Consider the following 24,715-nt stretch of genomic DNA (forward strand, 5'->3'; position numbering starts at 1 on the left):
ACACCTCGACCACAGCTCGACAACAGACCGGGAACGCCCCGGAAACTGCCCGGAAGGAGAGATTCCGAGTCCCCGATGCGCCGCTTTGCACCCTTGTGCGAATGAGCCCGAGGGTCTTGGGTGGGACGGAGTGATGCCGGTCGGGCCCCACCGACGCCGGACCGGTGGCATGGTGGAATCTCAGGAGGATCCCGACATGTCCGACATATCAAGCGCCGCTTCGGTGGGCGACTGTACGAAGCCCCGTACATCCCTCACCGAAGCCGAGGTGGAGGCCCTCGTCAGGGGCATCTGCTTCAAGACCGGACCGCCCCGCACGGTCGGGGCCGAGCTGGAATGGCTCGTCCACGACGGGCGGGAGCCACGGCTCCCCGTGGCACCCGATCGACTCCAAGCGGCCTACGCCGCACTGCGGCCCCTGCCCCTGAGCTCGGCGCTCACCGTCGAACCCGGCGGTCAGCTGGAGCTCAGCTCGCCGCCCGCCGCCTCCCTCATGGAGTGCGTCGACACCCTCCGCGCCGACCTGGCAGCCGTCCGCGCGGTCCTGGACCGGGAGGGACTGGCCCTCGCCGGACTCGGCACCGACCCCTGGCACCCGCCCCGCCGGTTCCTGCACGAACCCCGCTACGACGCGATGGAGGCCCACCTCGACCGCGCGGGCCCGGCCGGCCGGGCCATGATGTGCACCTCGGCCTCCGTCCAGGTCTGTCTGGACGCCGGCCACGAAGAACCCGGCCCGCTGGGACACGGACGGCGCTGGCGGCTGGCCCACACACTGGGCGCGGTCCTGGTCGCCGCATTCGCCAACTCCCCGCTGCTGTGCGGCTCGCCCACCGGCTGGCGCTCCACCCGGCAGCTGCTGTGGACGCGGATCGGTCCGGGCCGGGCGGGCGCGCCCGCCCCGCACGCCGAACCGCGCGCCGCGTGGTCCCGGCGCGTCCTGGACGCCCCGGTCATGTGCGTCCGCCGCGACGACGGCCCCTGGGAGGTGCCCCACGGACTGACGTTCCGCGAGTGGACGCGGACGGGGACGCCCACCCGGGCGGACCTCGACTACCACCTGTCCACACTGTTCCCGCCGGTCCGGCCGCGCGGGCACCTGGAACTGCGCATGATCGACGCCCAGCCGGGCGAGGACGGCTGGATCGTGCCGGTGGCGGTGACGACGGCCCTGTTCGACGACCTGGAGGCCGCCGAGAGCGCCTACCGCGTGGTGAAGCCGCTGGAGGAGCGGGCGCTGTCCCTGCCCGCCCCGCACAACCCGCTGTGGACCGACGCGGCCCGGGACGGGTTGGCCGACCCCGAGCTGCGGGAGGCCGCCGTCGCCTGCTTCACGACGGCCCTGGAGGCGCTGCCCCGGCTCGGCGCGTCGGACGCCGTCCTGGACGCCGTCGCCGCGCACCTGGACCGCCTCGTCCTGCGGGGCCGCTGTCCCGCCGACGACCAGCTCGACCGACTGCGTGGCACGGGCCGCGCGCACGGGAAGGACACCCCCGCATGACCGCCCCTGTCTCCCGGTCCTCCGCCTCCCGGCCCGCCGCGCCCGACTCCCCCGCGCCCGGGTCCCCCGCGCCCGGGTCCCCCGCGCCCGCGTCCCCCGCGGCCGGATCCCCCGAGCCCGCCGACGCCGAGGCGCTGCGTGAGCGGGCGCTCGGCTCCCTCATCGCCGCCCGCGAGCGCACCACGCTCCTGACGAGCTGCGTCGAGGAGCCCGACCTCACCGCGCAGCACTCCCCGCTGATGTCCCCGCTGGTGTGGGACCTCGCCCACATCGGCAACCAGGAGGAGCTGTGGCTGCTGCGCGCGGTGGCCGGCCGGGACGCGATGCGCCCGGAGATCGACGGCCTGTACGACGCGTTCGAGCACCCGCGCTCCGAACGGCCCTCGCTGCCGCTGCTGCCGCCCGCCGAGGCCCGCGCGTACGCGGCGGAGGTGCGCGGCCGGGCCCTGGACGTGCTGGAGTCCGCCGACTTCCACGGCACGCGGCTGACCGAGGCGGGCTTCGCCTTCGGGATGATCGCCCAGCACGAACAGCAGCACGACGAGACGATGCTGATCACCCATCAGCTGCGCACCGGCCCGCCGGCGCTGACCGCGCCCGACCCGGACCCGGCCCCGCTGTTCACCGGCCCGGCCGAAGTCCTCGTCCCCGGCGGCCCGTTCATGATGGGCACCTCGGGCGAGCCATGGGCGCTGGACAACGAACAGCCCGCGCACGAACGGGAGGTGGCCCCGTTCCACATCGACACCACCCCGGTGACGAACGCCGCCTACCAGGCGTTCATCGAGGACGGCGGCTACGACGACGAACGCTGGTGGACGCCTCAGGGCTGGTCCCACATACGCGCCCACTCCGTCCGGGCCCCGCTGTACTGGCGCCGTGACGGCAGGCAGTGGCTGCGCCGCCGCTTCGGCGTCACCGAGGTCGTCCCGCCGGACGAGCCGGTGCTGCACGTGTGCTGGTACGAGGCCGACGCCTACGCCCGCTGGGCCGGACGCCGGCTGCCCACTGAGGCCGAGTGGGAGAAGGCCGCCCGCCACGACCCGATGACGGGCGGCTCCAGGCGCTACCCGTGGGGCGACGCCGATCCCACGCCCGAGCACGCCAACCTGGGCCAGCGCCATCTGCGCCCCGCCCCGGCCGGCAGCTACCCGGAGGGAGAATCGCCGCTCGGGGTACGGCAGTTGATCGGCGACGTATGGGAGTGGACGGCGAGCGACTTCCAGCCGTACCCGGGCTTCCGGGCGTTCCCGTACAAGGAGTACTCGGAGGTGTTCTTCGGCCCCGAGCACAAGGTGCTGCGCGGCGGTTCCTTCGCGGTGGACCCGGTGGCCTGCCGGGGCACGTTCCGCAACTGGGACTACCCGATCCGGCGGCAGATCTTCGCCGGCTTCCGCACGGCCCGCTCGGGGACCGTCTGATGTGCCGTCACCTTGCCTTCGTGGGCGACGAGGAGCCGCTCGGCCGGCTTCTCGTGGACCCTCCGCACGCCCTGTACCGGCAGTCCTGGGCCCCCCGGCGACAGCGGTACGGCACGGTCAACGCCGATGGTTTCGGCGTGGGTTGGTACGCCGAGGGCGATCCGGCGCCGGCGCGCTACCGCCGGGCCGGTCCCATCTGGGCGGACCTGTCCTTCGCCGACCTGGCGCGCGTGGTGCGCAGCCGGGCGGTGCTGGCCGCCGTGCGGGACGCGACGCTGGCCGGGGCCGACGCGGAGGCCGCCGCGGCCCCGTTCGCCGCCGGGACCTGGCTGTTCAGCCACAACGGGGCGGTCAAGGGCTGGCCGCGCTCCCTGGAGCGGCTCGTGCGGACCCTGCCGGCGGCGGACGTGCTGTCGATGGAGGCCCGCAACGACTCGGCGTTCGTGTGGGCGCTGGTCCTCGCCCGGCTGCGCGCCGGGGACACCGGCGCCCAGGCGCTCGCCGACACCGTGCAGGAGGTCGCCGCGGCGGCGCCCGGCTCCCGCCTCAACCTCCTGCTCACCGACGGCGACACGATCACCGCGACGGCCTGGGGCGACACCCTCTGGCACCTGACGGAGCCCGGCCGCACGGTCGTCGCCTCCGAACCCCACGACGACGATCCGCGCTGGCAGGAGGTCCCGGACCGGACCCTGCTCACGGCGACCCGCACCGAGGTCCTCCTCACCCCGCTGAAGGACCCGGGCGCGGACGCCGCGACCGCACCATCCAAGGAGACCGGCACGTGAGCCCGTTCCAGATCACCCGCACCCTCCCCGAGGACGCCACGGACGCCGCCCTGCGCGCCGACGTCCTCCACGGCCTGACCAGCACCCCGAAGACGCTCCCGCCGAAGTGGTTCTACGACGCGCACGGCAGCGAACTCTTCGAACGGATCACCGAGTTGCCCGAGTACTACCCGACCCGCGCCGAGCGGGAGATCCTCGTCGACCGCGCCGGCGAGATCGCCGCCGCGACCGCCGCGCGCACGCTCGTCGAACTCGGCTCGGGCTCCTCGGAGAAGACCCGCCATGTGATCGACGCGCTGACGGATCTGCGGGCGTACGTGCCCGTCGACGTCAGCGAGAGCGCCCTCACCGGGGCCGGACAGGCGTTGGCCGCCGAGCGGCCCGGCCTGGAAGTCCACGCCGTCGTCGCCGACTTCACCGCCCCGCTGTCGCTGCCGGACACCCCCGGCCCGCGCCTGCTGGCGTTCCTCGGCGGCACCATCGGCAACCTCCTCCCGGACGAGCGGGCCGCCTTCCTGGCCTCGGTCCGCTCGCTGCTGGCGCCGGGCGACGCGCTGCTGCTCGGCACCGACCTGGTGAAGGACGAGGGGGTGCTGGTCCGGGCGTACGACGACGCGGCCGGGGTGACGGCCGCGTTCGACAAGAACGTCCTGGCCGTCGTCAACCGCGAGCTGCGCGCCGACTTCGACCCCGGCGCCTTCGAGCACGTGGCGCTGTGGGACGCGGAGAACGAGTGGATCGAGATGCGGCTGCGCTCGCTCACCGAGCAGACCGTGAAGATCCACGCGCTGGACCTGGCCGTGGACTTCGCGGCCGGCGAGGATCTGCGCACGGAGGTGTCGGCGAAGTTCCGGGAGGACGGGGTGCGGGCCGAACTGCTCGCGGCCGGCCTGGAGTTGAGCCACTGGTGGACCGACCGCGAAGGGCGCTTCGCGCTGTCGCTCAGCGTGGCGCGCTGAGCGAGGGCGGCTGACCGTCCGGGGCCTGCGATCCGGTCGCGGGCCCCGGGCCTCTCGGCGTCGACGGAGCGAGCCGGTCGTCGTCGCCGGCCACGTCCAGGCAGTCGACGAAGTCGACGAACCCGGACCGCTCCAGGCCTTCGGCGACCAGGAACTCGTCCTGCGAGTGGCTGCGGAGCAGGCACATGTCGTAGCGGGCGACCGTCGGCAGCGAGTCCTGCTCCTCGCTCGTCCGGTACTCGTGCCGGCCCGCCAACTGGCAGGACTCGTAACGGACCAGCGGGCCTCGCGGCCCCACCGTGTAGCGGTGCGCGCGGACTTCGGAGGAGAAGTCCTTGAAGGCGATCCCGGTGTCGTCGCAGTCGCTGAAGTGGACGGTGCCGCTGCGCCACGCGCTGTCGATGATCCGCACATCGGGGTTGCGCACCTCGAACCGGATGTCCTGGGCGTGGAAGCGCTGCACCGAGTCATGGTGGCCGGTGACGGGGAAGCGGAAGAACGTGCTGGTGGTGCCGTACTCCTCGGTGCTCTGGGGGCGGGTACCGGTGATGATGTACGAGCCGCCCCGGCAGGTGATCGACCCGCCGTAGGGGAACTCCAGGAAGTTCCCCCATTCGTACTCCACCTTCATGTCGGTGAACCAGTAGTTGAGGAACTGGTCCTGGTCGTTGGGGTCCGCCTGGCCGCGCCGGGTGAGGCCGGAGTAGAGGAACGCCTTGCGGTAGCCGCCGCCGACGCGGCAGGCCTCCCACCGCATCTCGGAGTTGGTGTTGGTGCCGGACAGGGCGATCCCGTACTCCCACTCCCCCATCCACTCGCACTCCGAGAAGCGGTAGTCCTGCGCCTTGCCGGTGGAGTACGAGTCGAAGAAGGAGGCGCCCGGCGTGGCCGAGCGGAACTGCATGCGCTCGAAGGAGACGTTGGACCAGATGTCCTCGTTGCGGCACAGGTAGGAGCCGGGCCCCTGGGCCGGGCGGAAGACGAGGGTGGTCATCCGCTTGCCGGCTCCGGAGAAGCGCAGCCCGCTGGCCGGCCCCAGCGGCGGGACGCCGTTCAGCAGGGCGTGCGGGCGGGTGATGAGGTACTCGCCCGCGGGGATCTCGATCACGGTGCGTCCGACGCCGCGGGTGACCCGGGCGGCCGCCAGCGTGTAGGCGGCGATGAACGCCCCGCTGTCGTCGGTCCGTCCGTCGCCGACCGCGCCGAGGTCGGCGACGTTGATCACCCGGGACCGCCGGGCGGTGGCGGAGACCTCCCGCCCGCCGCCGCCGACGACGACGTCGGGCGGGGCCACGGGGCGGTGCCCCGGCGCGGCGGCGGCGGAGGCGCTCGTGGCGGTCAGGGCGGTCGCGGCCAGGACCGACGCCCCGCCACGCAGAAGCTGCCGACGGCTGACAGGGGACATCCCGCCTCCCCGTTCTGCCATAATTGCCTTCTTTCCAGCGATTTCTTGCTAAAGGAGATAAATGACCGAGTTTGCCGAGGCGCTCAGACATCTGTCGGCGGCACAGAAGCCCGCGAAAGGGGTCTCGCTCTACACCCTGTTCGTCAACCGTCCGGCCGGCCGGGTCCTGGCCGCGCTGGCCTACCGAGTGGGGGCGACGCCCAATCAACTGACCGTCCTCAGCGCGCTGTTCACCTTCCCGGCGCTGGCCGCGGTGGCCCTGGTGCCGCCCGGGCCGACGATGGCGCTCTGCGTCGGGGCGGCCCTGGCGGTGGGGTTCTTCCTGGACTCGGCGGACGGTCAGCTGGCGCGGGGGCAGCGCTCGGGGAGCCCGTCGGGCGAATGGCTCGACCATGTCCTGGACTGCGTCAAGATCGTCGCCCTGCACCTGGTGGTGCTGGTGTCGTTCTACCGCTTCTTCACCCTGCCCAGCCCGGCCTTCCTGCTGGCGCCGATGCTCTTCCAGCTCGCGGCCGTGGTGATCTTCTTCGCCGGGATCCTGACGGAGAAGCTCAAGTGGCGTACGTCGGGGGGCGATCCGGCCGGATCGCCCCCGGCGCTGCGCTCCGTGCTGCTGCTGCCGGTCGACTACGGGCTGACCTGCCTCGCGTTCCTACTCCTTGGACGCCAGGACGTCTTCCTTGCGGTGTACTGCGCGCTGCTGCTCGCCCACGTGGTGTTCATGGCCGCCTTTCTCGTGAAGTGGTTCCGGGAGCTGCGCTGAGGGAATCGTCGGCGGCTCGTGCGCGGAGAGCAGTTTCAGCGCTCCGCGCAGCAGGGTGCTGGAGGTGTGCGCGGTATAGGGGAAGTAGACGACCTCGACGCCGACCTGGGCGAAACGGCGCTCGTACTCCTCCCACTTGGGCGTCCCCTGCCAGTCGTCGCCCTTGAAGATGACGTGGAAGCCGAGCCGCTTCCACGTCATCAGCTTGTCGACCTCCGACTCCACGACGACCTCGTCGACGTAGCGCACGCTGCGGACGATGTCGAGCCGCTCGGCGAGCGGGACGACGGGGACCTTGCCCTTCAGCCGCACGGTCAGGTCGTCGGAGGTGACCCCCGCGACGAGGCGGTCGCAGTGCCGGCGCGCCTCCCGCAGGATGTTGAGGTGCCCGATGTGGAACAGGTCGTATACGCCGGGCGCGAATCCGATGCGGGTCATCGCGTCTCCCCTGTCTTCCGGTCGGCGGTGGCCGCCTCGGACGGCGCGGTCGGCGACGGTTCGCCCGCCGCCCGCTGCGCGGTCCTCGGCGCGGTCGCGGACACCGAGCGGGACTTGGCCGAGGTGTTCGTCCCGTCCGTCACCTCGATCGTGTACTGGTGGCGGGCGCCGTCGTTCACGGAGTCGGTGTAGGTCAGCTGCGGGCGGTGCCAGTAGGTGGACGACTCGGTCTTGCGGGCCACGAGCTTGCCGTCCCGGTAGACGCGGTACGTCAGCGCGGCGTCGTCCCGGTCCCAGGCGGCGCGCCAGGCGAGGGTGACCCGGCCGGGGTCGGTGTCGGCCACCGTGAGGGCCGGGACGGCGGGCGCACCGATGTCGCGCGGGCCGAAGCGGGTGATGCCCTGCTGCGGCACGTCGTTGACCCGGGTGAACTCGCCGCCCACCCACAGGTGGCCCTTCGACACCGCCAGGGCACGGGGCCCGACCTGCTCGCCCAGACCGTCGTTGGTGTCGGGGAACCAGTGCAGGATGTGCCGGTCGTTCAGCGACTGGGCCAGCAGGTGCTGGCGGTCGCCGCGCTCGGGGAAGCCGCCCGGCGTCTCGTGGCAGTCGTGCGCGTGCGAGGCGCTCAGCAGGACGCCCTTCCAGGGCACCAGGGCCTGGGTCGCGCCCCGGCAGGTGTCCTTCCAGACCATGGTGCCGTTGGCGAGGAGGCCGGCGATGCGTCCGTCGAAGATGCCCGGCCCGTGGCCCTCGGCGCCCACGTAGAAGCGGGTCTTGTCGCGGGCGATCGCCTTCACCGACGACTCGCGCGGGAACCAGCCCGGGTAGGTGAGAAGCGTCTGGCCGCTGGTGGCGTGCAGGGCGACCAGCGAGCGGGCGGGCCGGCCGTTGACGACCTCGAAGTCGCCGCCGACGAAGACCCGGTTGTGCGAGGTCGCGGCGGACAGGGCGCGCACCGGGTGGTCGATCTGCGCCTTGAACGGCAGCAGCGCGCCCTTGGTGGTGAGGGCGGCGACGCGGTTCCTGACCTGGCTGCCGACGCGCCCGAAGTCGCCGCCGAGGTAGACCGTGCGGTCGGTGACGTCGATGGCGCGGACGGTGGCGGACACCGTCGGCCGGAAGTCCTTGCGCAGCGTGCAGCTCTTCGTGTCGAAGGCCACGGCGCTGGCGGCGGTGGCGGAGCCGACGCGGTTGAAGGAGCCGCCCACGTACAGCACCTTGCTGTCGGGCGAGACCTTCAGGGCCCGCACGGTGCGGCCGAGGCCGGTGAACGCCGGTGCGCAGGGCAGGAGTTTGCCGGTCCTGGAGTCGAACGCGGCGAAGTTGCGGCGGCTCACCTCGCCCTGGCCGGGCGCGGCGCCCGGCGGGCGGACCGAGTCGAAGGTCCCGCCGACGAAGACGACGCCGTTCGCGGCGGCCATCGACCAGACGATGCCGTTGGTCTGCCAGGTGTCCAGCGCGTCGGCGGAGACCGGGGGCGTGACGTCGGCGGCCACGGCGAGGGAGGCGTCCAGCAGGGCGGTGGTGCACGCGAGGGCGGTGACGGCGGCAGCCCGGGTGACCGGTTTCGTACGGAGCTTTCTCAGGTGCAAGGCGAACCCCGGATGGCAGTGGTGTGAGTGGTACGAGGGGAATGGCGCCGCTGGGTTCGTTCGGACGGTGCGACCGTGTCCGGTCTCATGCGGCGCGGCGGCGCAGCACTCCGACCAGTTCGCTCACCCTCAGCGACGTCCGATAACGCCACAAAGTAGTAGCAAATACACACATTCCCAAGACCATCCCGACGGCGAGTCCTGACGGAGTGTCACCTGCCGCCATCCGGCCGGTTCCCGCGGCCACGGAGACCACCAGGGCGATGACGACGGCGTTCGTGTAGCCGCCGTCGACGGTGGTGAAGCCGAGCCGCCGGCGGATGAGCACGGCGGCCGCGAGGTTCTCCACGACGATGGCCGCGCCCCAGGACACGGCGGCCCCGAGCACGCCCCAGGCCGGCACGGCGAGCAGTCCGACGGTCAGCTGCACGGTGAACGCCACGGCGGTGACGGCCAGATGCCATGAGCTGCGGCCCGCCATCAGCAGCACGGTCTGGGCGTTGCCGACCGCCACGTTGACCATGGAGGCGGCGCACAGCACCGCCAGGGCGGACGCGCCGACGGCGAACTCCGGCCCGAACACGGACAGTACGGTGCGGGGGAAGCCGGCGACGAGGAGGAACAGGGGCCAGGAGAAGAGCACGATCCAGCCGGTGGAAACCCGGTGCAGGTGCCGTGCCTCGGTCAGATCGTCGACGGCGAGCAGCCGGCTGACCTCGGGGGCCACCGAGAGCCGGACGGCGAGCTGGACGAGGGTGCAGGCGGTGACGACGCGGCCGATCGCGGTGTAGACGCCGGCCTCGTCGGCCGTGGCCAGGGCCGAGAGCAGCAGGACGCCGACCCAGACGGCGCTGATGTCGAAGACGGAGGAGACCGCGCGGGGCGCGGCGAAGCCCCAGAAGGCGCGCCAGGACACGGGAGCGCGGGGCGCGTCGCGGTCCGGGACGGGGCGGCGGGCGCGGCAGCGGCGCAGGGTGACCCAGGCGGCGAAGAAGCCCGCCAGCGCGGGCAGCAGCCAGGCCGCGGCGAGGGAGAGCAGCCCGGGGGCGAGGAAGGCCAGGGGGAGCGCGATCAGCACCCGCAGCACCGGTTTGCCGATCTGTTCCACACCGACGAACGGCACCACCGTGCCGTAGCCGCGGGTGGCGCCGAGCAGGATCATGCCGACGGTGGCGGCGGGCAGGAAGAGCCCGAAGAGGCGCACCAGGGCGACGGCGTCGGCGGGGGGCAGGTCGGGCAGGAGCGCGGTGGCCACGGCCGGCGACAGCACCAGCGGCACGGCGGCCGCGGTGGAGGCCAGGGCCGCCGGCAGGACGGCGGTGCGCAGCAGCGCGCCCACCGAGCGGCCGTCGTCGACGGCCAGGTCGCGCGGGACGAAGCGGACGAGGCCGGTGTCCGCGCCGAGCTTGCAGGTGTTGCTGAGGATGGTGAACAGGGCGACGCCGGTGAAGACGGCTCCCGCCCCGCTCGCCCCGACGGCCCGGGTGATCAGGCCGACGAGGAGGAACGAGAAGACGGCGTTGGCGAGGGAGCCCGCCATGCCCCACCATCCGCCCCTGGCGGCCGCGGCCACCCCGCTCGGGGCCGGGGCCCCGGAGCGGGCGGTCGCGGGCGCTGCGGGGGCGGTCACCGGCGGGAGACCGTGAGCGAGCCGTCCTGCGCGGGGAGTTCCATGGTGGAGGTGTCGGCGTGCGACGGGGCGGCGTACTTCGGACGGCGACGCAGGGCGCGCAGACCGCGGCGCGGGCGCCCGGCGTCGAGGACGGCTCCGAGGAGCCGCCCGCCGGAGCACTCGATCAGCTCCTGCACCTGCTTCAGCTCGTCCCGGTGGGTGCGGCCCAGGCCGACGACCACGAGGACGCCGTCGACGCGCTGGGCGATCGCCAGGGCGTCGGCCTGCGCGAGGAACGGGCCCGTGACGACGACGGTCGACGAGTCGGCCTCGGTGAGTCCGCCGGCCTCGGCGGTCGTGATCCTGCGGGTGCGCGCGGAGGTGCCGCCGCTCGACGAGAAGGCGAGCCGGCCGGCGACGTCGGCGTCGACGAGGACGCTTCCGGCGGGCAGGAACGCCTCCTCCAGGGTGGGCGCCTCGTACGGCATCAGCGGGAGCTGGCCGGCGAGGCCCGAGGTGTCGGGGGCGGCGTCGAGCAGCAGCACGTCGCCGCCGTTCTCGGCGAGGGCGGCGGCCAGGTTGGCGCCGACCTCCTCGGCTGCGCCGCCGCGCCGGGGCGACACGACGAGGACGTGACCTGGACCGGCGTGGCCGCCGAGCTGCCGCAGCCGGAAGGCGAGGGCCCGGTACGCCTCGGTGCGGGCGCCGCCCGAGCGGCCGACGGTCAGCAGCGCGTCGTCCGCGCCGTCGCCGGAGGGCAGCAGGCCGAGCACGGGAGCGCGCAGCGCGGCCTGTACCTCGCCGACCGTCCGGACGCGGGTGTCCAGCGCGCTGCGCACCCAGGCGAGCACGATGCCGAGGAGGAGGCCGCAGGCCAGGCCGAGGCCGAGCAGGGTCCGCAGACCGGGCCCGGCGGGCATGGCGGGGACCGCGGCCCGGCGGACGACGTCGCCGCCGTCGGTGTCGCGGGCGCGGATGTCCAGGACGCGCTTCTGGAGGTTGTAGAGCTGGTTCTGCGCGGCGGGCTTCGCCGTCGCCTTGTCCAGCTGCTCCTTCGCCAGCCGCTGGTTCAGCACGGTGATCTGCTGCTCCAGCGCCTCGGTGGCCCGCTGCACGGTGGCGTCGTTGCGCGTCTTGCGGTCGGCGAGGTAGGCCTCGGCGAAGGCGTTGGCGCCGCGCGCGGCGCGGGCGGGCGCCTGGGCGGTGAACTCGAAGCGCAGCACCTGGGACTTCTGCGGGTTGGTGACCCGCAGCCGGGCCCCGAGCGTGCCGGCGTCGCTCTCCGGCCGGCCGAGGACGCGGGCCGCGCGCAGGGCGACGGTCGCACTCGACGCGATCCGCTGCTCGGTGCTCATGCTGACCTGGTTGTCGGCGGCCACGCCGACCGAGCCGAACGGGTCGGTGGTGGAGCGTACGAGGACTTCGCTGGTGGAGGTGTAGGTGTGGGCGCGGTCCAGGGACAGGGCCGAGCCGCCGGCCAGTCCCAGCAGGACGCCCAGCGCGATCAGGCCGCGGTGGCGCAGGAGCCGGCGCAGTTGATCGCGTAGTTGGTCCGGCTCGTCGTACCGGTCGTCGAGGTGGATGGGGCCGGTCACGGGTGCCCTCCTGTTCCGGGGATCGATGCTTGACGGATGGGTGCGCTCGGCACCGCCGATGAGGGAAGCCGGGATGCCCGGGCGGTGGGGGTGCTGATGAGCAGCGGGATGACCACCAGCAGCGTCAGCGGGCCCGCGATGCCGAGCAGGCTGCCGCGCAGGAAGACCATCTGGTAGAAGGCGAAGGCGGGGACCAGGAGCGCGGCGACGGTGCCCGCCCGGTCGCGCAGCCGGTGGCGGATGTCGTCCACCCGCCGTGCGGCCGCGCCGAACAGGGAGAACACGACGACCACCGCGAGGGGGCCGCCCCACAGGTAGCTCTCGACCCACAGGGGCGCGGAGAGGTTGAGGAACTCATAGCCCGCGTACTCCGCCAGGGTCTTGCCGGTGTCGTCCGGCTTCCCCGGCCACATCGAGCGGGGCACCATGAACAGCGGCGGGCCGAGGACGTCCTGGGGGGAGAACCCGTGCTCCCCCGCGTAGTCGAGGCCGGTCTGCACCTGCTGGAAGGCGTCGTAGTCGCCGTTGACGGTGAACTGCTCGGCCAGCGAGACGACGGCGACGTCCTCACGGTCGCTGTAGCGGAAGTAGTCGCTGTAGGGGAAGACGAACAGCAGGACGGCGAGCAGTCCGGCCGCGGTGACGCGGAAGGGCCGCGTCCGGCACAGCCGGGGGACGGTGAACAGCAGGGCGAGCAGGACCATGCCGGCCCAGAACCGCGGTTTGCTGATGGGGTTGTTGACGACGACGTTGAGGGCGACGAGCGCGGGCAGCAGCAGCCACCGCGCGCCGCGCAGCCAGCGGTCGCCGCCGGGCGCGCGCGGGATCCGCAGCAGGCCGAGCAGTGCCCAGAAGGCGGGCACGGACAGCGACCAGCTGAGCAGGGACTGCATGAAGGCGTCCTGCCCGTTGTTCATCGCGCCGACTTCGGTGATGGCCTGGCGGCTGGTGAAGTAGGCGGCCAGGCGGCCGGGTTGGCCCGAGATGAGCAGGGCCGTGCCGGCGAGGGCGAGCACGCAGAGCGCCAGCAGCCGCCAGGGCGCGATCCGGCGGGAGAGGCCGCGTTCGAGGAGCCCCGGCGGGGCGGGGACCGGGCGGGCGGCGAGGTCGCGCTCGCGCCGGGCGGCGAGGGCGGCGCCCGCGCTGTAGGCGAGGAGCCCGAGTTCGACGACGGCCACGGCGGCGACGGCGGTGCGCTCGCCGGTCCGGTAGGGCCAGGGGTAGACGTCGGAGGCGAGCATGGCCACCGGCGCGAGACCGAGCCAGATGTAGGCGAAGACCCAGAAGCCGAAGGCGACGAGCCGCACCGTGGGCGCGGTGAGCACCCGGGCGAGCGCGCCGCCGGTGTGCGCCACGACGACGGCTTGCAGAGCGAGTGCGACCGACATCTGCACGGGCTGCGACTGGAGGATCAGCCCCGGCAGCAGGACGGTCAGCACCACGGCCCAGAGGGAGACCGCAGCCACACTGCGGACGCGAGCGTCCTGCATCCCGACCTCTCTGCCGAGCGAGTATTCAGGCTGAAACATCACTGAAAGATATATAGCGCCCATACTGCGCAATTCGCCCCAGGCGCGCACGGAACATCATCGGGTGATTGTGGATATTCCGACGGCGTGCCATTTGTCCCAAATCATGACAAATCTGCATAACTTATCGCACATCACATCCCCGTGACCTCAGAGGAGTTGTGCGCATGAGCCAGCAGGTCGACGTCGTCGTCGCCGGAGGCGGCGGATTCATCGGTGGTCATCTCGTGGGCGACCTGCTTGCCCAGGGACTGACCGTCCGCTGTGTCGACATCAAGCCGCGGCACGAGTGGTACCAGGCCCACGAGGACGCCGAGAACACGGTCGCCGACCTGTCGCTCCTCGACAGCGCGCGCACGGCCGTCGAGGGCGCCCGCACGGTGTACATGCTCGCCGCCGACATGGGCGGCATGGGCTTCATCGAGAACAACAAGGCCGCCTGCATGATGTCGGTGCTCACCAGCACCCACATGCTCCAGGCCGCGCACGAGGCCGGTGCGGAGCGCTACTTCTACTCCTCCTCCGCCTGCGTGTACGCCGCCGCCAAGCAGACCGACCCCAACCTCACCGCGCTGCGCGAGGAGGACGCCTACCCGGCGCAGCCGGAGGACGGCTACGGCTGGGAGAAGCTCTTCTCCGAGCGCATGTGCCGCCACTACGCCGAGGACTTCGGCTTCGTCACCCGCGTCGCCCGCTACCACAACGTGTACGGCCCGCACGGCACCTGGACCGGCGGCCGGGAGAAGGCGCCGGCCGCGGTGTGCCGCAAGGTGGCCGAGGCGGCCGTCTCCGGGGAGCACCGGCTGGAGATCTGGGGCGACGGGCAGCAGAGCCGCTCCTTCATGTACATCGACGACTGCGTCCGCGGCAGCCAGACGATCCTCAACGGCGACAGCGGCGTCCCGGTCAACCTCGGCTCGTCGGAACTGGTGACGATCAATCAGCTCGTCGACATCGTCGAGGAGATCGCCGGTGTCCGCTGCGAGCGCACCTACCGGCTCGACGCCCCGCAGGGGGTGCGCGGCCGCAACTCCGACAACGCCCTGATCCGCGAGATCTACGGGTGGGAACCGTCGGTGGCCCTCGCCGACGGCCTGGAGAAGACCTACGCGTGGGTCTACGACCAGGTCAAGCGCGCCCAGCAGTGACCGGCGCCGACACCGACGAGAAGGGGGGCGGGGAGAGCCGATGAGGATTCTCGTACACGACTACAGCGGGCATCCCTTCCAGGCCCAGTTGAGCCGCGAGCTCGCCCGCCGCGGTCATGACGTCGTCCACTCGACGTGCACGGCCTACGTCTCCGGCAAGGGCAACCTCGCCGGGGACGCCCCCGGGCTCCGCTTCGTCACCATCGGCAACGGCACCGCGCTGAAGAAGGAGGCGTACGTCCGGCGGCTCAGCCAGGAGACCCTGCTCGGCTTCGAACTGGCCCGCCAGGTACGGCGCGAGAAGCCCGACGTGGCGATGCTGTCCAACCTGCCCGTCCCGGTGCTGGTGGTGGCGGCGGCCGTGCTGCGGCGGATGGGCGTCCCCTGGGTGCTGTGGCACCAGGACGTCACCGCCGTGGCGCTGCGCAACTTCGCCGCCGCCGACGTCGCGCCGGCGATGGGCATCGCCGCCAAGGTGTTCGGGGCGGGCGAGAAGTGGGCGGCGCGCAGGTCCTCGGCGATCGTGGTGATCGCGGAGTCTTTCGTGCGGATCCACGAGGAGTGGGGCACCGCCGGGAAGGTCTCCGTCATCCCCAACTGGGCGCCGCTGGACGAGATCGTCCCGGTGGACCGGGCCAACGCCTGGTCCACGGGGCACGGTCTGAACGGCGTGCGGACGGTGCTGTACTCGGGGACTCTGGGTCTGAAGCACAACCCGGTGCTGCTCGTGCGGTTGGCGGAGCGGCTGCGGGAGAGCGGCACTCCGGTGCGGCTGGTCGTCGTCAACGACGGCCCGGCCGTGCCCGTCCTCCGGGAGGCCGCCGCCGCCCGCGGGGTGGAGCTGACGCTGCTGCCCTTCCAGCCCTACGAGCGGCTTCCGCAGGTGCTGGGCTCGGGTGACGTCCTCGTCGTCCTGCTGGCGGCGGACGCGGGCGGGTTCTCGGTGCCGTCCAAGACCCTGTCGTACCTGTGCGCCGGGCGGCCCGTGCTCGGTCTGATGCCCGCCGACAACCTGGCCGCGGGGCTGCTGCGGCAGGCCGGCTCGGCGGTGTTCCCGCCGGAGGAGTCCTCGATCGAGGACGCCGCCGCCTGGGTCCGGGAGGTCCTGTCCGAACCGGGGCTGGCCGAGTCGCTGGGCAAGGAGAGCCGGGCCCTGGCCGAGCGGGAGTTCGCCCTGGAGGACTGCGCCTCCCGCTTCGAGGACATCCTCCGGTCGGTGCGCCACACCGCGCGCTGAAGCGGGTCCGCATCCGGGCTGCCGGCCGCCTCGACGGGGCCGGCAGCCCGCGCGTTCGTCAGCCGCGACGCGGCTCGCGGTCCCCGTAGACGCCTTCGAGGCGGTCCACGACCGCGCGGATGGAGAAGACCTCGTCGATCGCGCGCCGGCCGGCCTCGGCAAGACGGCGGCGCAGGTCCTCGTCGACGAGCAGCGCGGCCACCGCGTCGGCGAGTGACTCCGGACTGCCGTCGGTGACCAACGCCGCCTCGCGGCGCTCCAGTTCATCGGAGATGCCGCTGCTGTCCGTGCACACGACCGGCGTTCCCTCGGCGAGGGCCTCCAGGACCGTCATCGGGAACGGCTCGCGCACGCTCGGCAGGACGTACACGGCGGCACGGCGGTAGGCCTCCAGCGCCGAGGGGTGGTCGAGCGCGCCTCCGTAGGTGACGACGTCGGTCAACCCCCGTTCCGCGACGAGCCGGTTGACGGTCGGGAGGGAGCCCTCGTCCGCGCCGTAGAGCGTGAAGCGCGCCTCGGGGATCTCCTTGTGGACCAGGGCGGCCATCTCGACGAACGCCTCGGGGCGCTTACGGGGGTGCAGCCGGGCGAGGAAGATCACCTCGTGGTCGTCGCGGGGGCGCGTCAGCGCCTCGTCGCCGGAGGTGCGCAGGCCGTTGGGCAGGGACAGCAGCGGCGGCCCGTCCGGCCCCAACACCGCGGCCAGGGACCGCCGTTCATGATCGGTCAGCACCAGACAGCAGCGGGCGCGGCGCAGCAACGGCACGTACAGACGGTCGAAGAGCCGCGCGACCGTGCCGGTGCGGGGCTCGACCATGCCGTGGGTCTGGGCGACGAAGTCCGCGCGCCGCAGCCGGGCCACGGTGAGCGCGGCGAGGGAGACGAGGTCGCGTCCGGCGTGCACATGAACGGTGTCGGCGCCGCCCATGGCCCGCCACAGGTCGCGGAGCAGGAGCGGGTGCATGAGGCCGAGCAGCCCCCGGCTCCGCACGAGGGACCGGGCCGGGCGGGAGACGAACCGGACGCCGCCGATGCGCGGCGCGGCCCGCTTCCCGCCCCGCCACAGCGACACCAGCGTCACGTCGTGACCGCGGGCGGCGCACTCCTGGAGCTGGGCGACGGCCACGCTCGTGGGTCCGCCGAAGGCCCCGTCGTCGCTGACGAGGGTGACCACATGGACGAGTCTCACGGTGCAACTCCCTTGACTGGCATGGTGGTCGCGGTCGGCGCGGCAGGTGCGGCGGCCGTCAGGACCGCGCCCGGGGCGAGGTCCCGGTGGGCGATGGCGCCGGCGCCCACGACCGCGCCCCGGCCGACCGTGACGCCGCGCAGCACGACCGCGCGGGCGGCGACCCAGCTGCCCGGCTCCAGCCGGATGGGGCCGTTGTCGAACTCGAAGGTGGCGGAGCGGCGGCGGTGGCTGCCGGTGCACAGCAGCGCGCTCTGGGAGACGCAGCAGTCGCTGCCGATCGTGACCGGTTCGAGGTTGAGGATCCAGGCGTCCTCGCCGATCCACACGTCGTCGCCGACGTCCAGTTTCCACGGCCAGTGGATCCGCACCCCCCGCCTGATCAGCACCCGCTCGCCGACCCGGGCGCCGAAGGCGCGCAGCAGGCGGGGCCGCCAGCGGGCGGGGAACCACCACTTCACGAAGAGCAGATGGAGGGCGGCGTACCAGGCGGCCTGGTGCAGGAGGGGGCGCCCCTTGTCGTACCCGGCGCCCGTGAAGCCGCGCAGCGAACGCTGCGCGGCTTCGGTGTGCGCGGGGCTGATGTGCGCGGAGGTGAACTGCGCGGATGCGGTCTGTGCGGATGCGGTCTGTGCGGCATCTGTCTGTGCCATGACGGTGTCCCTTTCCGGGGGCCCAAGACGTCCACGCCGCGATCCTTCACGCCGTCCGGGAGGGAGCACCCGCGATGGCCGCGTGTTGGCGGCAGACTTGCCCGGATGGCGGATGTGGCCCCGCGGGGCCACATCCCTCGCTCAGTAGGCGCCCTGACCGTCCAGCACGGCGCGCAGGGTGCGGGCCATGACGTTCATGTCCCCGGCCAGCGACCAGTTGTCCACGTAGCGCAGGTCGAGCGCGACCGTCTCGCGCCAGGAGAGGTCCGACCGCCCGCTCACCTGCCACAGCCCGGTGAGCCCCGGCTTGATGTTGAGCCGGCGCATCTCGACGTTGTTGTACTTGACGACCTCCTCGGGCAGCGGCGGGCGGGGACCGACCAGGGACATGTGGCCGAAGAGGATGTTGAACAGCTGGGGCAGCTCGTCCAGCGAGTAGCGGCGCAGCACCCGTCCGACGGGGGTCACCCGGGGGTCGCGGCGCATCTTGAACATGTGTCCGTCGTTCTCGTTCTCCGCCTCCAGCCCGCTCTTGAGGCGGTCCGCGCCGACCACCATCGTGCGGAACTTCCACATGGGGAACGGCTCGGTGTTGCGGCCCACCCTGGTCTGCCGGTACAGGACCGGGCCGGGCGAGCCGAGCCGGACGGCCAGCGCCAGCACCACCAGCAGCGGCGAGAGCAGGGCGATCAGCGCGAGCGCGCCCGCCCGGTCGACGGCCGACTTCATCACGGTGTGCACACCGCGCTGCGGGGGCGGGGCGATGTGCAGCAGGGTGAGTCCGGCGGCCGAGGTGAGCCGTACGCGCCGGCGGGCGACCTCGACGATGCCGGGCAGCACCATCAGCGAGCGGCCCTGGTCGTGCAGGATCCAGGACAGCCTGCGTACGCGCTCGCCGGACATGTGGCGGCCCGGCGCCACGAAGACGAGGTCGGCCGCCAGGTCGTCGGCCGCCGCGAGCACCGCCGCGGCGTCCGCGTCGGGCGCCTCGGGGACCTCGCAGGGCAGCCGTACGCACACCGGCACCCCGGAGCTGACCTCGCCGTCGCCGACCGGGCAGGCTCCGACGATCACGTACTCGTGGTCGGTGCGCTGGGCGAGCTGCTCGACCACGGCGTCGATCGTCGGCGTCTCGCCCACGACCACCACATGGCGCAGCGCGCGGGCGTCCCGGCGGGCGGCCAGCAGATGACGGTGGATCACCTTCTGGCAGACGCCCGTGAGGACCAGCGCGGGGATGAGGGCCGTGAACGCCTCGGCGGGCACGCTGCCCAGTCCGCAGACCACGCGGAGCGTCGCCAGCGCGCCGACCAGGACGAGCCAGTCCCGTATGACGGCCCGGAGGCCGCCGCCGTCCCCCCAGGCCAGGGGGGTGTACCGCTTGCTCACCACTCCGATCAGCGGCCACAGCAGGGCCGCGGCCGCCGCGAGGCGCAGCGGGTGGGGCTCCTGGACTTCCACGATCGTCGCGGCGACCGGCAGGGCCGCGCCGAGGAAGTCTACGGATACCGAGAGGGGAACGTACCAACGCGCCCTCGTCTCCTCACGGTGGACGGGGCGGGGCGCCACAGGTACCGGCGCCTGCCGGGACATCGCGATTCTGAACCGCCGCATGGTCTCCTTCAAACCCCCAGTCGCACAGAGCGGGTGCGACCGCGCGGACCATCGACGCGCGCCGCCGCACCCCTGACATCGTGATCCTTATATCATCCGATAGATACGAATATCGGGAATATTGGACACGACACCCGTGCGGCACCCTCCCCCGCGCCCCGACGTCTCGCGGTCCGAGGCGACTTGGGGCACGGTGGAGTGACCCACGAGAGGAGCACCCGATGTCGAACCACACCTACCGGGTCACGGAGATCGTCGGAACGTCGCCGGACGGCGTCGACCAGGCGATCCGCAACGGCGTCACCCGGGCCTCGCAGACCCTGCGCAACCTGGACTGGTTCGAGGTGACCCAGGTGCGGGGGCAGATCGAGGACGGCGAGATCGCCCACTGGCAGGTGGGACTGAAGGTCGGCTTCCGCCTGGAGGGGTCGGACTGACGCCCGCCCGCCGGGCGGTACGACTCAGGTACGCCCCTCCCGCTCCTGCGCCACCCGAAGCGCGGCCGAGGGGAGGGTCCAGCGCGCCCGGAGCACGGCGAAACCGGCGCGCTCGGCGTCGTCGCACACCAGTTCGTCGTCGTCGACCAGGACCCGCACCTCCCGGTTGCGGCCGAGCCGGCGCAGCACGTCCAGCTTGGTGCGGCGGGCGGGCCGGCGGTCGTCGTTGCGCCGCATGTGCACGGGCCCGTCCGGCAGCCCGTGCCGGGCGAGCCACTCCAGCGTGTCCCGCCGGCAGCGCTCGGGCCGGCCGGTGAGATAGACGACCTCGCACTCCCGCGCGCTCTCCACCGCCAGCGCCACGCCCTCCGGGATCGGCGGATCCTGCGGCGCGGCGGCGAAGAAGGCGGTCCAGTCCCGCGGGCTGCGCTCCAGGAACCGCTGCCGGTGGGAGGTGTCGGCGAGCGTGTTGTCCAGGTCGAACACGGCGAGCGGGCGGTTGCTGCTGTCGGTCACATCACCACCTTAGAGGCAGGGGAATCACGGCGGTCCGCTCGCGTTGAACACCGTGTGAGCTCTGTGATCGAAGGCGTCCGTTTCTCCGTCCTGGACCGCTCCCGGGTCCGCGAGGGGCGTTCCGCCGCCTCCGCGCTGCGCGACACCGTGGCGCTGGCCCGGGAGGCGGAGGCGCTCGGGTTCCACCGGTTCTGGGTGTCCGAACACCATGGTGTGCCCGGCGTCGCCGGCTCCGCGCCGACCGTCCTCGCCGCCGCCGTGGCCGCCGCGACGGCCACGATCCGGGTCGGCACGGGCGGGGTGATGCTGCCCAACCACCGGCCGCTGGTGGTGGCCGAGCAGTTCGGGGTGCTGGAGTCCCTCTTCCCCGGCCGGATCGACATGGGCCTCGGCCGGTCCGTCGGCTTCACCGACGGGGTGCGCAGGGCGCTCGGGCGCGGCAAGGACGACGCCGAGGACTTCGCAGCCCAACTGCGCGAGCTGCTGGACTGGTTCCGGGGCGCGTCCCCGACGGGCGTGCACGCGCGTCCCGCCGAGGGGCTGTCCGTGCCGCCGTTCGTGCTGGCCATGGGCGAGGGCGCGCGGATCGCGGCGGAGGCGGGACTGCCGATGGTCGTCGGCGATCTGCGCGACCGCGACCGGATGCGGCGCGGCATCGACCTCTACCGGGCCCGCTTCCGCCCCTCCGCCTGGGCGTCCGAGCCGTACGTCGTCGTGTCCGGCACGGTCGCCGTCGCGGGGACGCCCGAGGAGGCCCGGCGGCTGCTGGTGCCGGAGGCCTGGTCGATGGCGTACTCGCGCACCCACGGGTCCTTCCCGCCGCTGCCGCCCGCCGAGCGGGTCGAGGCGCTGGAGATGACCGCGAAGGAGCGCGGGTTCTACGAGGCCGGCCTCGCCGGGCAGCTCGCGGGCACCGAGGAGCAGGTCGCCGAGGAGCTGGAGACCGTGCTGAAGGAGACGGGGGCGCAGGAGGTCCTCGTCACGACGAGCACCTACGACCGGCGCGCGCTGCTGGACTCCTACCGCCGGCTGGCCGACCTCGTCCGGCTCCGCTGATCGGCGCTTCCGGCTCGGCTGACGGGGAGAGGCTGACGAGGAGACCAGGAAGGCCGGGGTCAGCCGTCCGAGCCGTCGCCCGAGCCGCCGGAGCCACGGCCGCCGCGCCCGGACGCGCTGACCAGCCGTCCCAGGCCGACGGTGACGGCGGCTGCCACACGCACCCAGCGCGGGCCGCCCCGTGCCGCCCAGACGACGCACACGCACCCTCCGACGACGAGCACGAGGACGCCCGTCAGTACGAGCAAGGCCATGCCCGTCCCCTTTCTCCTCCCCGCGTCTCCCGGTGATCCACGCGGCCCGCGCCATCCTCTCAGGCCGGTCGGGCGCGTGAACTGCGGGCCCGGCGTTGCGCGTTCCACGTCTCGTAGTGGTCGAGCAGCGTCTCCTCGACCGGCCGGTACACCACGCCCAACTCCTCGACGCTCCTGCGGTTGTCGACGCGGAAGCGGATGCCGAGGTGGCCGCGGATGTAGTCCTGGCTGAGGCCGAAGGCGGGGCCGAGGACGCGAACGGGCCAGTGCGGCAAGGCCGTTCGGGGCAGGCGGAGGCTGCCCGGGTGCCGGGCGCGCAGGATCGCCGACATCCGGTGGAACGACGTCATCTCCTCGGCGGCGACGAGGTAACGGCCGTGCGCCTCGGGCCGTTCCGCCGCCGCGATGTGGGCCGCGGCCACGTCCCGTACGTCGGCGGTCGTAAAGCTGAAGTCAGGTGCGCCGTAGAAGAAGTAGCCCTTGAACAGCTCGTCGAGGAGGAACAGACTGCCGGAGTCCGAGGCGGGGGTGAGGGAAGGACCGAGGATCAGGCCGGGGTTGACGGAGACCATGTCCCAGCGGTCCTGGGCGGCAGCCGCGTCCCAAGCGGCCTGCTCGGCCACCGTCTTGGCGTAGTGGTACGGGTTGTTGTCCACCGTGCTCGTGGAGTTGAAGTACTTCTCCGACAGGATCCGGTCGTCCATCTCCAGGACGTCGGCGTAGTCGCCGAAGACCGCGCCGACGGTGGACGTGAACACCAGCCGCTCGACCGTCTCCGTGCGCTCGATGCCCGCCAGCACGTTCCGGGTGCCTTCAAGGGCGGGTTCCACCACGTCCCGCCGCCCGTCCTTGATCTTCTCCGGCATCAGGAAGGGCGACGCCACGTGGAAGACGACGGAAGCGCCCTTCATCGCCTCGTCGAAGGAGCCGGCCACGAGCAGATCGGCCTCGAACAGGTCGAGCCGCCCCGGGTGGGCGTCGCCCAGCGCGCGCAGCGGGCGCGTCTTCGCCGCGCTCGCCGTACTGCGGACGGTGGCGCGCACCCGGTACCCGCGCTCCAGCAACTGCCGTACGAGATGGGCGGCCACGAAGCCGCTGCCGCCCGTGACCAGGACCGTTACGCCGTCGGGTCTTCCGCTCACGCGCTCTCCTCGGGAGGTGGGATCGAGAGCTGTCATGATCCCACCAGGACCGTCAACTGCCCGCCGTACAGCGGGATTTCCTCGATCAGGCGGCCAGTCGGGGATGGGAGTCCGGTACGGCGTACGCCTCGCGGCGCTCCCCGGTCCCGCCGAGCACCCGGGCGCCGGCGGCGGTGGCGAGGTCCCTCCGGTCGGCGTGGTCCCCCGCCGCGAGCGCCGGCAGCACCTCCACCTCGGCGACCAGGCCCCGGGTCGTCGCCACCCGCCACAGCGAGGCGAGGAGGGAGTCCTCGCCGACGAAGGCGGGCGCGGTGCTGGACGCGCCCGTCGTCGACCGGTAGCGGATGCGCACCGGCTGGACCGGGACTCCGGCGTCCAGCGCGGCCTGGAAGACGGCCCGGCGGAAGCGGCCCTGGGCACGGCCGCACCAGGTGCTGCCCTCCGGGAACACCCCCACCGCCTGCCCTGCCCGCAGTGCCTCGGTGATCCGGGCGACCGTCCCGGGCAGGGCGCGCAGCCGGTCGCGGTCGATGAACAGCACGCCGCCGCGCGCGGCGAGGGCGCCCGCGACGGGCCAGCGCCGTATCTCGGCCTTGGCGAGCATCCGGGCCGGGCGGACGGCGGCGAGCAGCGGTATGTCCAGCCAGGAGATGTGGTTGGCCACCAGCAGCAGCCCGCCGGAGGGTACGGCGGCGCCGGTCGTGCGGACCCGGACGCCCGCCGCCCGCACGACCGTCCGGCTCCACCCTCGTACCGCCCCCGCCGGGATCCGGCCCCCGAGCGGCGACAGCAGGACCCCGCCGAGGACGAGCGCCAGCACCGCCGTGAGCCGCAGCACCGCCCGGGGGACGGCGGCGCGCGACCCCGCCGGCTCCACGCACGCCCGCGGGGTGCAGGGCGCGCCGGGCAGCCAGACGCTCATCAGGCCGGGACGAGGGAGAGGAAGTGCCGCAGGTAGCGCGCGTCGACCCGGCGCATGGACAGCAGCACGTACAGGTCGGCGACGCCGAAGTCCGGGTCGTGGGCGGGCTCGCCGCACACCCACGCGCCGAGGCGGAGGTAGCCGCGCAACAGCGCGGGCAGCTCGGTGCGGGCGGGCGGCGCGAGGTCCGCCGGCGGGGACCACGGCAGCAGCGGCCGGACGCGGAACTCCTGCGGCGCGAGGTACTTGTCGCGCACCCGGTCCCAGGTGCCGGCCGCGAGGACGCCGCCGTCGGCGAGCGGGACGGAGCAGCAGCCGGCCAGCCACTCGTGGCCGCGGTCCACCATGTAGCGGGCGATCCCGGCCCAGATGAGGCCGATGACGGCGCCGTCGCGGTGGTCGGGGTGCACGCAGGAGCGGCCGACCTCGACGAGTCCCGGCCGGATCCCGTCCAGCCGGGTCATGTCGAACTCGCCCTCGGAGTAAAGTCGTCCGGCGACCGCGGCGCGCTCCGGCGGCAGCAGCCGGTAGGTGCCGACGACCTGCCCGGTGTCGGCGTCGCGCACCAGCAGGTGGTCGCAGTAGGCGTCGAAGGGGTCGACGTCGAGGCCGGGCTGCGCGGAGGTGAGCAGGGCGCCCATCTCCCCGGCGAACACGTCGTGCCGCAGCCGCTGAGCGGCCCGCACGTCGGCCTCGTCGCGGGCGAGGGTGACGGTGTAGCGGACGGGGGCCGTGGACTGCGGGGGACGAGCGAGGGTGGAAACGCCGGTCATGGCTCTCTCCTGGGCACGGGCCACTTCGGGGACGGTGGCGCTCCCCCTGTTTCTCCCGACGCCGGTTGGCGTGCACGTGACCTGCGCCGGGAGAACGGATGTGGGAATGCTGAATGCCAGGCGCTCCGGAAAAACCAGACGGGGCCGGTGAGCACCACTCCCGGCCCC

At 73.1% G+C, this 24,715-nt stretch carries 22 protein-coding genes and 1 pseudogene; 9 read left to right on the forward strand and 14 right to left on the reverse strand.

The window, feature by feature from the left end:
• The first annotated feature begins 196 nt into the window (after positions 1-196).
• From egtA to egtD, 4 genes are read left to right on the forward strand one after another with little or no spacing between them, the layout of a single operon-like run.
• Positions 197-1,501, forward strand: a complete 1,305-nt coding sequence (egtA, locus tag ACFYX4_RS17110) for an ergothioneine biosynthesis glutamate--cysteine ligase EgtA (RefSeq protein ID WP_389332874.1) — start codon at positions 197-199, stop codon at positions 1,499-1,501.
• Positions 1,498-2,922: an ergothioneine biosynthesis protein EgtB gene (egtB, locus tag ACFYX4_RS17115; RefSeq protein ID WP_389332877.1), complete on the forward strand. Its 1,425-nt coding sequence runs from the start codon at positions 1,498-1,500 to the stop codon at positions 2,920-2,922. The genes egtA and egtB overlap by 4 nt, the downstream gene beginning before the upstream one ends.
• Positions 2,922-3,710: an ergothioneine biosynthesis protein EgtC gene (egtC, locus tag ACFYX4_RS17120; protein ID WP_389332880.1), complete on the forward strand. Its 789-nt coding sequence runs from the start codon at positions 2,922-2,924 to the stop codon at positions 3,708-3,710. Before egtB ends, egtC begins: the two co-directional genes overlap by 1 nt.
• Positions 3,707-4,669, forward strand: a complete 963-nt coding sequence (gene egtD, locus ACFYX4_RS17125; protein WP_389332883.1) for an L-histidine N(alpha)-methyltransferase — start codon at positions 3,707-3,709, stop codon at positions 4,667-4,669. The genes egtC and egtD overlap by 4 nt, the downstream gene beginning before the upstream one ends.
• Here egtD and ACFYX4_RS17130 read toward each other — a convergent pair.
• Positions 4,653-6,074: a glycosyl hydrolase family 28-related protein gene (locus ACFYX4_RS17130; RefSeq protein WP_389332886.1), complete on the reverse strand. Its 1,422-nt coding sequence runs from the start codon at positions 6,072-6,074 to the stop codon at positions 4,653-4,655. The two genes, egtD and ACFYX4_RS17130, sit on opposite strands and share 17 nt — an antisense overlap.
• Before the next feature lie 61 nt (positions 6,075-6,135).
• Here ACFYX4_RS17130 and ACFYX4_RS17135 point away from each other — a divergent pair, with 61 nt between their 5' ends.
• The gene (locus tag ACFYX4_RS17135; protein WP_389332890.1) at positions 6,136-6,837 is read left to right on the forward strand and encodes a CDP-alcohol phosphatidyltransferase family protein; all 702 of its coding nucleotides are present in this window, start codon (positions 6,136-6,138) and stop codon (positions 6,835-6,837) included.
• Here the strand turns inward: ACFYX4_RS17135 and ACFYX4_RS17140 are convergent.
• From ACFYX4_RS17140 to ACFYX4_RS17160, 5 genes and pseudogenes are all read right to left on the reverse strand, one after another.
• Positions 6,794-7,275: pseudogene (locus tag ACFYX4_RS17140) on the reverse strand (adenylyltransferase/cytidyltransferase family protein). The gene ACFYX4_RS17135 and the pseudogene ACFYX4_RS17140 sit on opposite strands and share 44 nt — an antisense overlap.
• Complete coding sequence (locus ACFYX4_RS17145; RefSeq protein ID WP_389332893.1) at positions 7,272-8,870, reverse strand: fibronectin type III domain-containing protein; 1,599 nt, start codon at positions 8,868-8,870, stop codon at positions 7,272-7,274. Before ACFYX4_RS17145 ends, ACFYX4_RS17140 begins: the two are co-directional and overlap by 4 nt.
• Before the next feature lie 85 nt (positions 8,871-8,955).
• The gene (locus ACFYX4_RS17150) at positions 8,956-10,500 is read right to left on the reverse strand and encodes a lipopolysaccharide biosynthesis protein (RefSeq protein ID WP_389332896.1); all 1,545 of its coding nucleotides are present in this window, start codon (positions 10,498-10,500) and stop codon (positions 8,956-8,958) included.
• Complete coding sequence (locus tag ACFYX4_RS17155; protein ID WP_389332899.1) at positions 10,497-12,077, reverse strand: hypothetical protein; 1,581 nt, start codon at positions 12,075-12,077, stop codon at positions 10,497-10,499. The genes ACFYX4_RS17150 and ACFYX4_RS17155 overlap by 4 nt, the downstream gene beginning before the upstream one ends.
• On the reverse strand, positions 12,074-13,606 hold the full coding sequence (locus ACFYX4_RS17160; protein WP_389332902.1) for a hypothetical protein: 1,533 nt from the start codon (positions 13,604-13,606) through the stop codon (positions 12,074-12,076). Before ACFYX4_RS17160 ends, ACFYX4_RS17155 begins: the two co-directional genes overlap by 4 nt.
• 167 nt (positions 13,607-13,773) lie before the next feature.
• On the opposite strand from ACFYX4_RS17160, the gene ACFYX4_RS17165 reads away from it, so the two are divergent.
• Both ACFYX4_RS17165 and ACFYX4_RS17170 read left to right on the forward strand, forming a co-directional pair.
• Positions 13,774-14,754 (forward strand): NAD-dependent epimerase/dehydratase family protein, encoded by a 981-nt coding sequence (locus tag ACFYX4_RS17165; RefSeq protein WP_389332905.1) that lies wholly within the window; start codon positions 13,774-13,776, stop codon positions 14,752-14,754.
• A 40-nt stretch (positions 14,755-14,794) separates the two neighbouring features.
• Positions 14,795-15,991 carry a glycosyltransferase family 4 protein gene (locus tag ACFYX4_RS17170; protein WP_389332908.1) on the forward strand — a complete coding sequence of 399 codons (1,197 nt, stop codon included), beginning with the start codon at positions 14,795-14,797 and terminating at the stop codon, positions 15,989-15,991.
• A 58-nt stretch (positions 15,992-16,049) separates the two neighbouring features.
• Here ACFYX4_RS17170 and ACFYX4_RS17175 read toward each other — a convergent pair whose 3' ends face one another.
• The 3 genes from ACFYX4_RS17175 to ACFYX4_RS17185 form a co-directional block, all read right to left on the reverse strand.
• On the reverse strand, positions 16,050-17,180 hold the full coding sequence (locus tag ACFYX4_RS17175) for a glycosyltransferase (protein WP_389332911.1): 1,131 nt from the start codon (positions 17,178-17,180) through the stop codon (positions 16,050-16,052).
• A complete protein-coding gene (locus ACFYX4_RS17180) occupies positions 17,177-17,833 on the reverse strand; it encodes a DapH/DapD/GlmU-related protein (RefSeq protein ID WP_389332914.1) in 657 nt (218 codons plus the stop codon). Before ACFYX4_RS17180 ends, ACFYX4_RS17175 begins: the two co-directional genes overlap by 4 nt.
• A gap of 141 nt (positions 17,834-17,974) precedes the next feature.
• Complete coding sequence (locus ACFYX4_RS17185; RefSeq protein WP_389332917.1) at positions 17,975-19,447, reverse strand: sugar transferase; 1,473 nt, start codon at positions 19,445-19,447, stop codon at positions 17,975-17,977.
• A gap of 221 nt (positions 19,448-19,668) precedes the next feature.
• On the opposite strand from ACFYX4_RS17185, the gene ACFYX4_RS17190 reads away from it, so the two are divergent.
• On the forward strand, positions 19,669-19,884 hold the full coding sequence (locus ACFYX4_RS17190) for a dodecin (protein ID WP_389332920.1): 216 nt from the start codon (positions 19,669-19,671) through the stop codon (positions 19,882-19,884).
• Positions 19,885-19,908: 24 nt separating this feature from the next.
• Here the strand turns inward: ACFYX4_RS17190 and ACFYX4_RS17195 are convergent, their stop codons facing one another.
• Complete coding sequence (locus tag ACFYX4_RS17195; RefSeq protein ID WP_389332923.1) at positions 19,909-20,400, reverse strand: hypothetical protein; 492 nt, start codon at positions 20,398-20,400, stop codon at positions 19,909-19,911.
• Between the two features lie 54 nt (positions 20,401-20,454).
• On the opposite strand from ACFYX4_RS17195, the gene ACFYX4_RS17200 reads away from it, so the two are divergent.
• Positions 20,455-21,456 (forward strand): LLM class flavin-dependent oxidoreductase, encoded by a 1,002-nt coding sequence (locus tag ACFYX4_RS17200; RefSeq protein ID WP_389332926.1) that lies wholly within the window; start codon positions 20,455-20,457, stop codon positions 21,454-21,456.
• Between the two features lie 59 nt (positions 21,457-21,515).
• On the opposite strand, the gene ACFYX4_RS17205 is transcribed toward ACFYX4_RS17200, so the two are convergent.
• From ACFYX4_RS17205 to ACFYX4_RS17220, 4 genes are read right to left on the reverse strand one after another with little or no spacing between them, the layout of a single operon-like run.
• Positions 21,516-21,710 (reverse strand): hypothetical protein, encoded by a 195-nt coding sequence (locus ACFYX4_RS17205; RefSeq protein ID WP_389332929.1) that lies wholly within the window; start codon positions 21,708-21,710, stop codon positions 21,516-21,518.
• Between the two features lie 59 nt (positions 21,711-21,769).
• Entirely contained in the window at positions 21,770-22,888 is a 1,119-nt protein-coding gene (locus ACFYX4_RS17210) for an NAD-dependent epimerase/dehydratase family protein (RefSeq protein ID WP_389332932.1), read from the reverse strand.
• 49 nt (positions 22,889-22,937) lie between these two features.
• Positions 22,938-23,774: a lysophospholipid acyltransferase family protein gene (locus ACFYX4_RS17215; protein WP_389332935.1), complete on the reverse strand. Its 837-nt coding sequence runs from the start codon at positions 23,772-23,774 to the stop codon at positions 22,938-22,940.
• Positions 23,774-24,547, reverse strand: a complete 774-nt coding sequence (locus ACFYX4_RS17220; protein ID WP_389332938.1) for a GNAT family N-acetyltransferase — start codon at positions 24,545-24,547, stop codon at positions 23,774-23,776. The genes ACFYX4_RS17215 and ACFYX4_RS17220 overlap by 1 nt, the downstream gene beginning before the upstream one ends.
• Between the last annotated feature and the right edge of the window lie 168 nt (positions 24,548-24,715).

Origin of the sequence: Streptomyces sp. NPDC002328 (genome assembly GCF_042890065.1) — a bacterium.
Lineage (GTDB): Bacteria > Actinomycetota > Actinomycetes > Streptomycetales > Streptomycetaceae > Streptomyces.

What these genes read in the sequence shown, in the direction of transcription:
- ACFYX4_RS17185 (WP_389332917.1), bottom strand. Translation starts at nt 19,447, where the DNA reads ATGCGGCGGTTCAGAATCGCGATGTCCCGGCAGGCGCCGGTACCTGTG.
- ACFYX4_RS17220 (WP_389332938.1), bottom strand. Translation starts at nt 24,547, where the DNA reads ATGACCGGCGTTTCCACCCTCGCTCGTCCCCCGCAGTCCACGGCCCCC.
- ACFYX4_RS17135 (WP_389332890.1), top strand. Translation starts at nt 6,136, where the DNA reads ATGACCGAGTTTGCCGAGGCGCTCAGACATCTGTCGGCGGCACAGAAG.
- ACFYX4_RS17165 (WP_389332905.1), top strand. Translation starts at nt 13,774, where the DNA reads ATGAGCCAGCAGGTCGACGTCGTCGTCGCCGGAGGCGGCGGATTCATC.
- ACFYX4_RS17205 (WP_389332929.1), bottom strand. Translation starts at nt 21,710, where the DNA reads ATGGCCTTGCTCGTACTGACGGGCGTCCTCGTGCTCGTCGTCGGAGGG.
- ACFYX4_RS17215 (WP_389332935.1), bottom strand. Translation starts at nt 23,774, where the DNA reads ATGAGCGTCTGGCTGCCCGGCGCGCCCTGCACCCCGCGGGCGTGCGTG.
- ACFYX4_RS17190 (WP_389332920.1), top strand. Translation starts at nt 19,669, where the DNA reads ATGTCGAACCACACCTACCGGGTCACGGAGATCGTCGGAACGTCGCCG.
- ACFYX4_RS17170 (WP_389332908.1), top strand. Translation starts at nt 14,795, where the DNA reads ATGAGGATTCTCGTACACGACTACAGCGGGCATCCCTTCCAGGCCCAG.
- ACFYX4_RS17180 (WP_389332914.1), bottom strand. Translation starts at nt 17,833, where the DNA reads ATGGCACAGACAGATGCCGCACAGACCGCATCCGCACAGACCGCATCC.
- egtB (WP_389332877.1), top strand. Translation starts at nt 1,498, where the DNA reads ATGACCGCCCCTGTCTCCCGGTCCTCCGCCTCCCGGCCCGCCGCGCCC.
- egtA (WP_389332874.1), top strand. Translation starts at nt 197, where the DNA reads ATGTCCGACATATCAAGCGCCGCTTCGGTGGGCGACTGTACGAAGCCC.
- ACFYX4_RS17130 (WP_389332886.1), bottom strand. Translation starts at nt 6,074, where the DNA reads ATGTCCCCTGTCAGCCGTCGGCAGCTTCTGCGTGGCGGGGCGTCGGTC.
- ACFYX4_RS17160 (WP_389332902.1), bottom strand. Translation starts at nt 13,606, where the DNA reads ATGTTTCAGCCTGAATACTCGCTCGGCAGAGAGGTCGGGATGCAGGAC.
- egtC (WP_389332880.1), top strand. Translation starts at nt 2,922, where the DNA reads ATGTGCCGTCACCTTGCCTTCGTGGGCGACGAGGAGCCGCTCGGCCGG.
- ACFYX4_RS17210 (WP_389332932.1), bottom strand. Translation starts at nt 22,888, where the DNA reads ATGACAGCTCTCGATCCCACCTCCCGAGGAGAGCGCGTGAGCGGAAGA.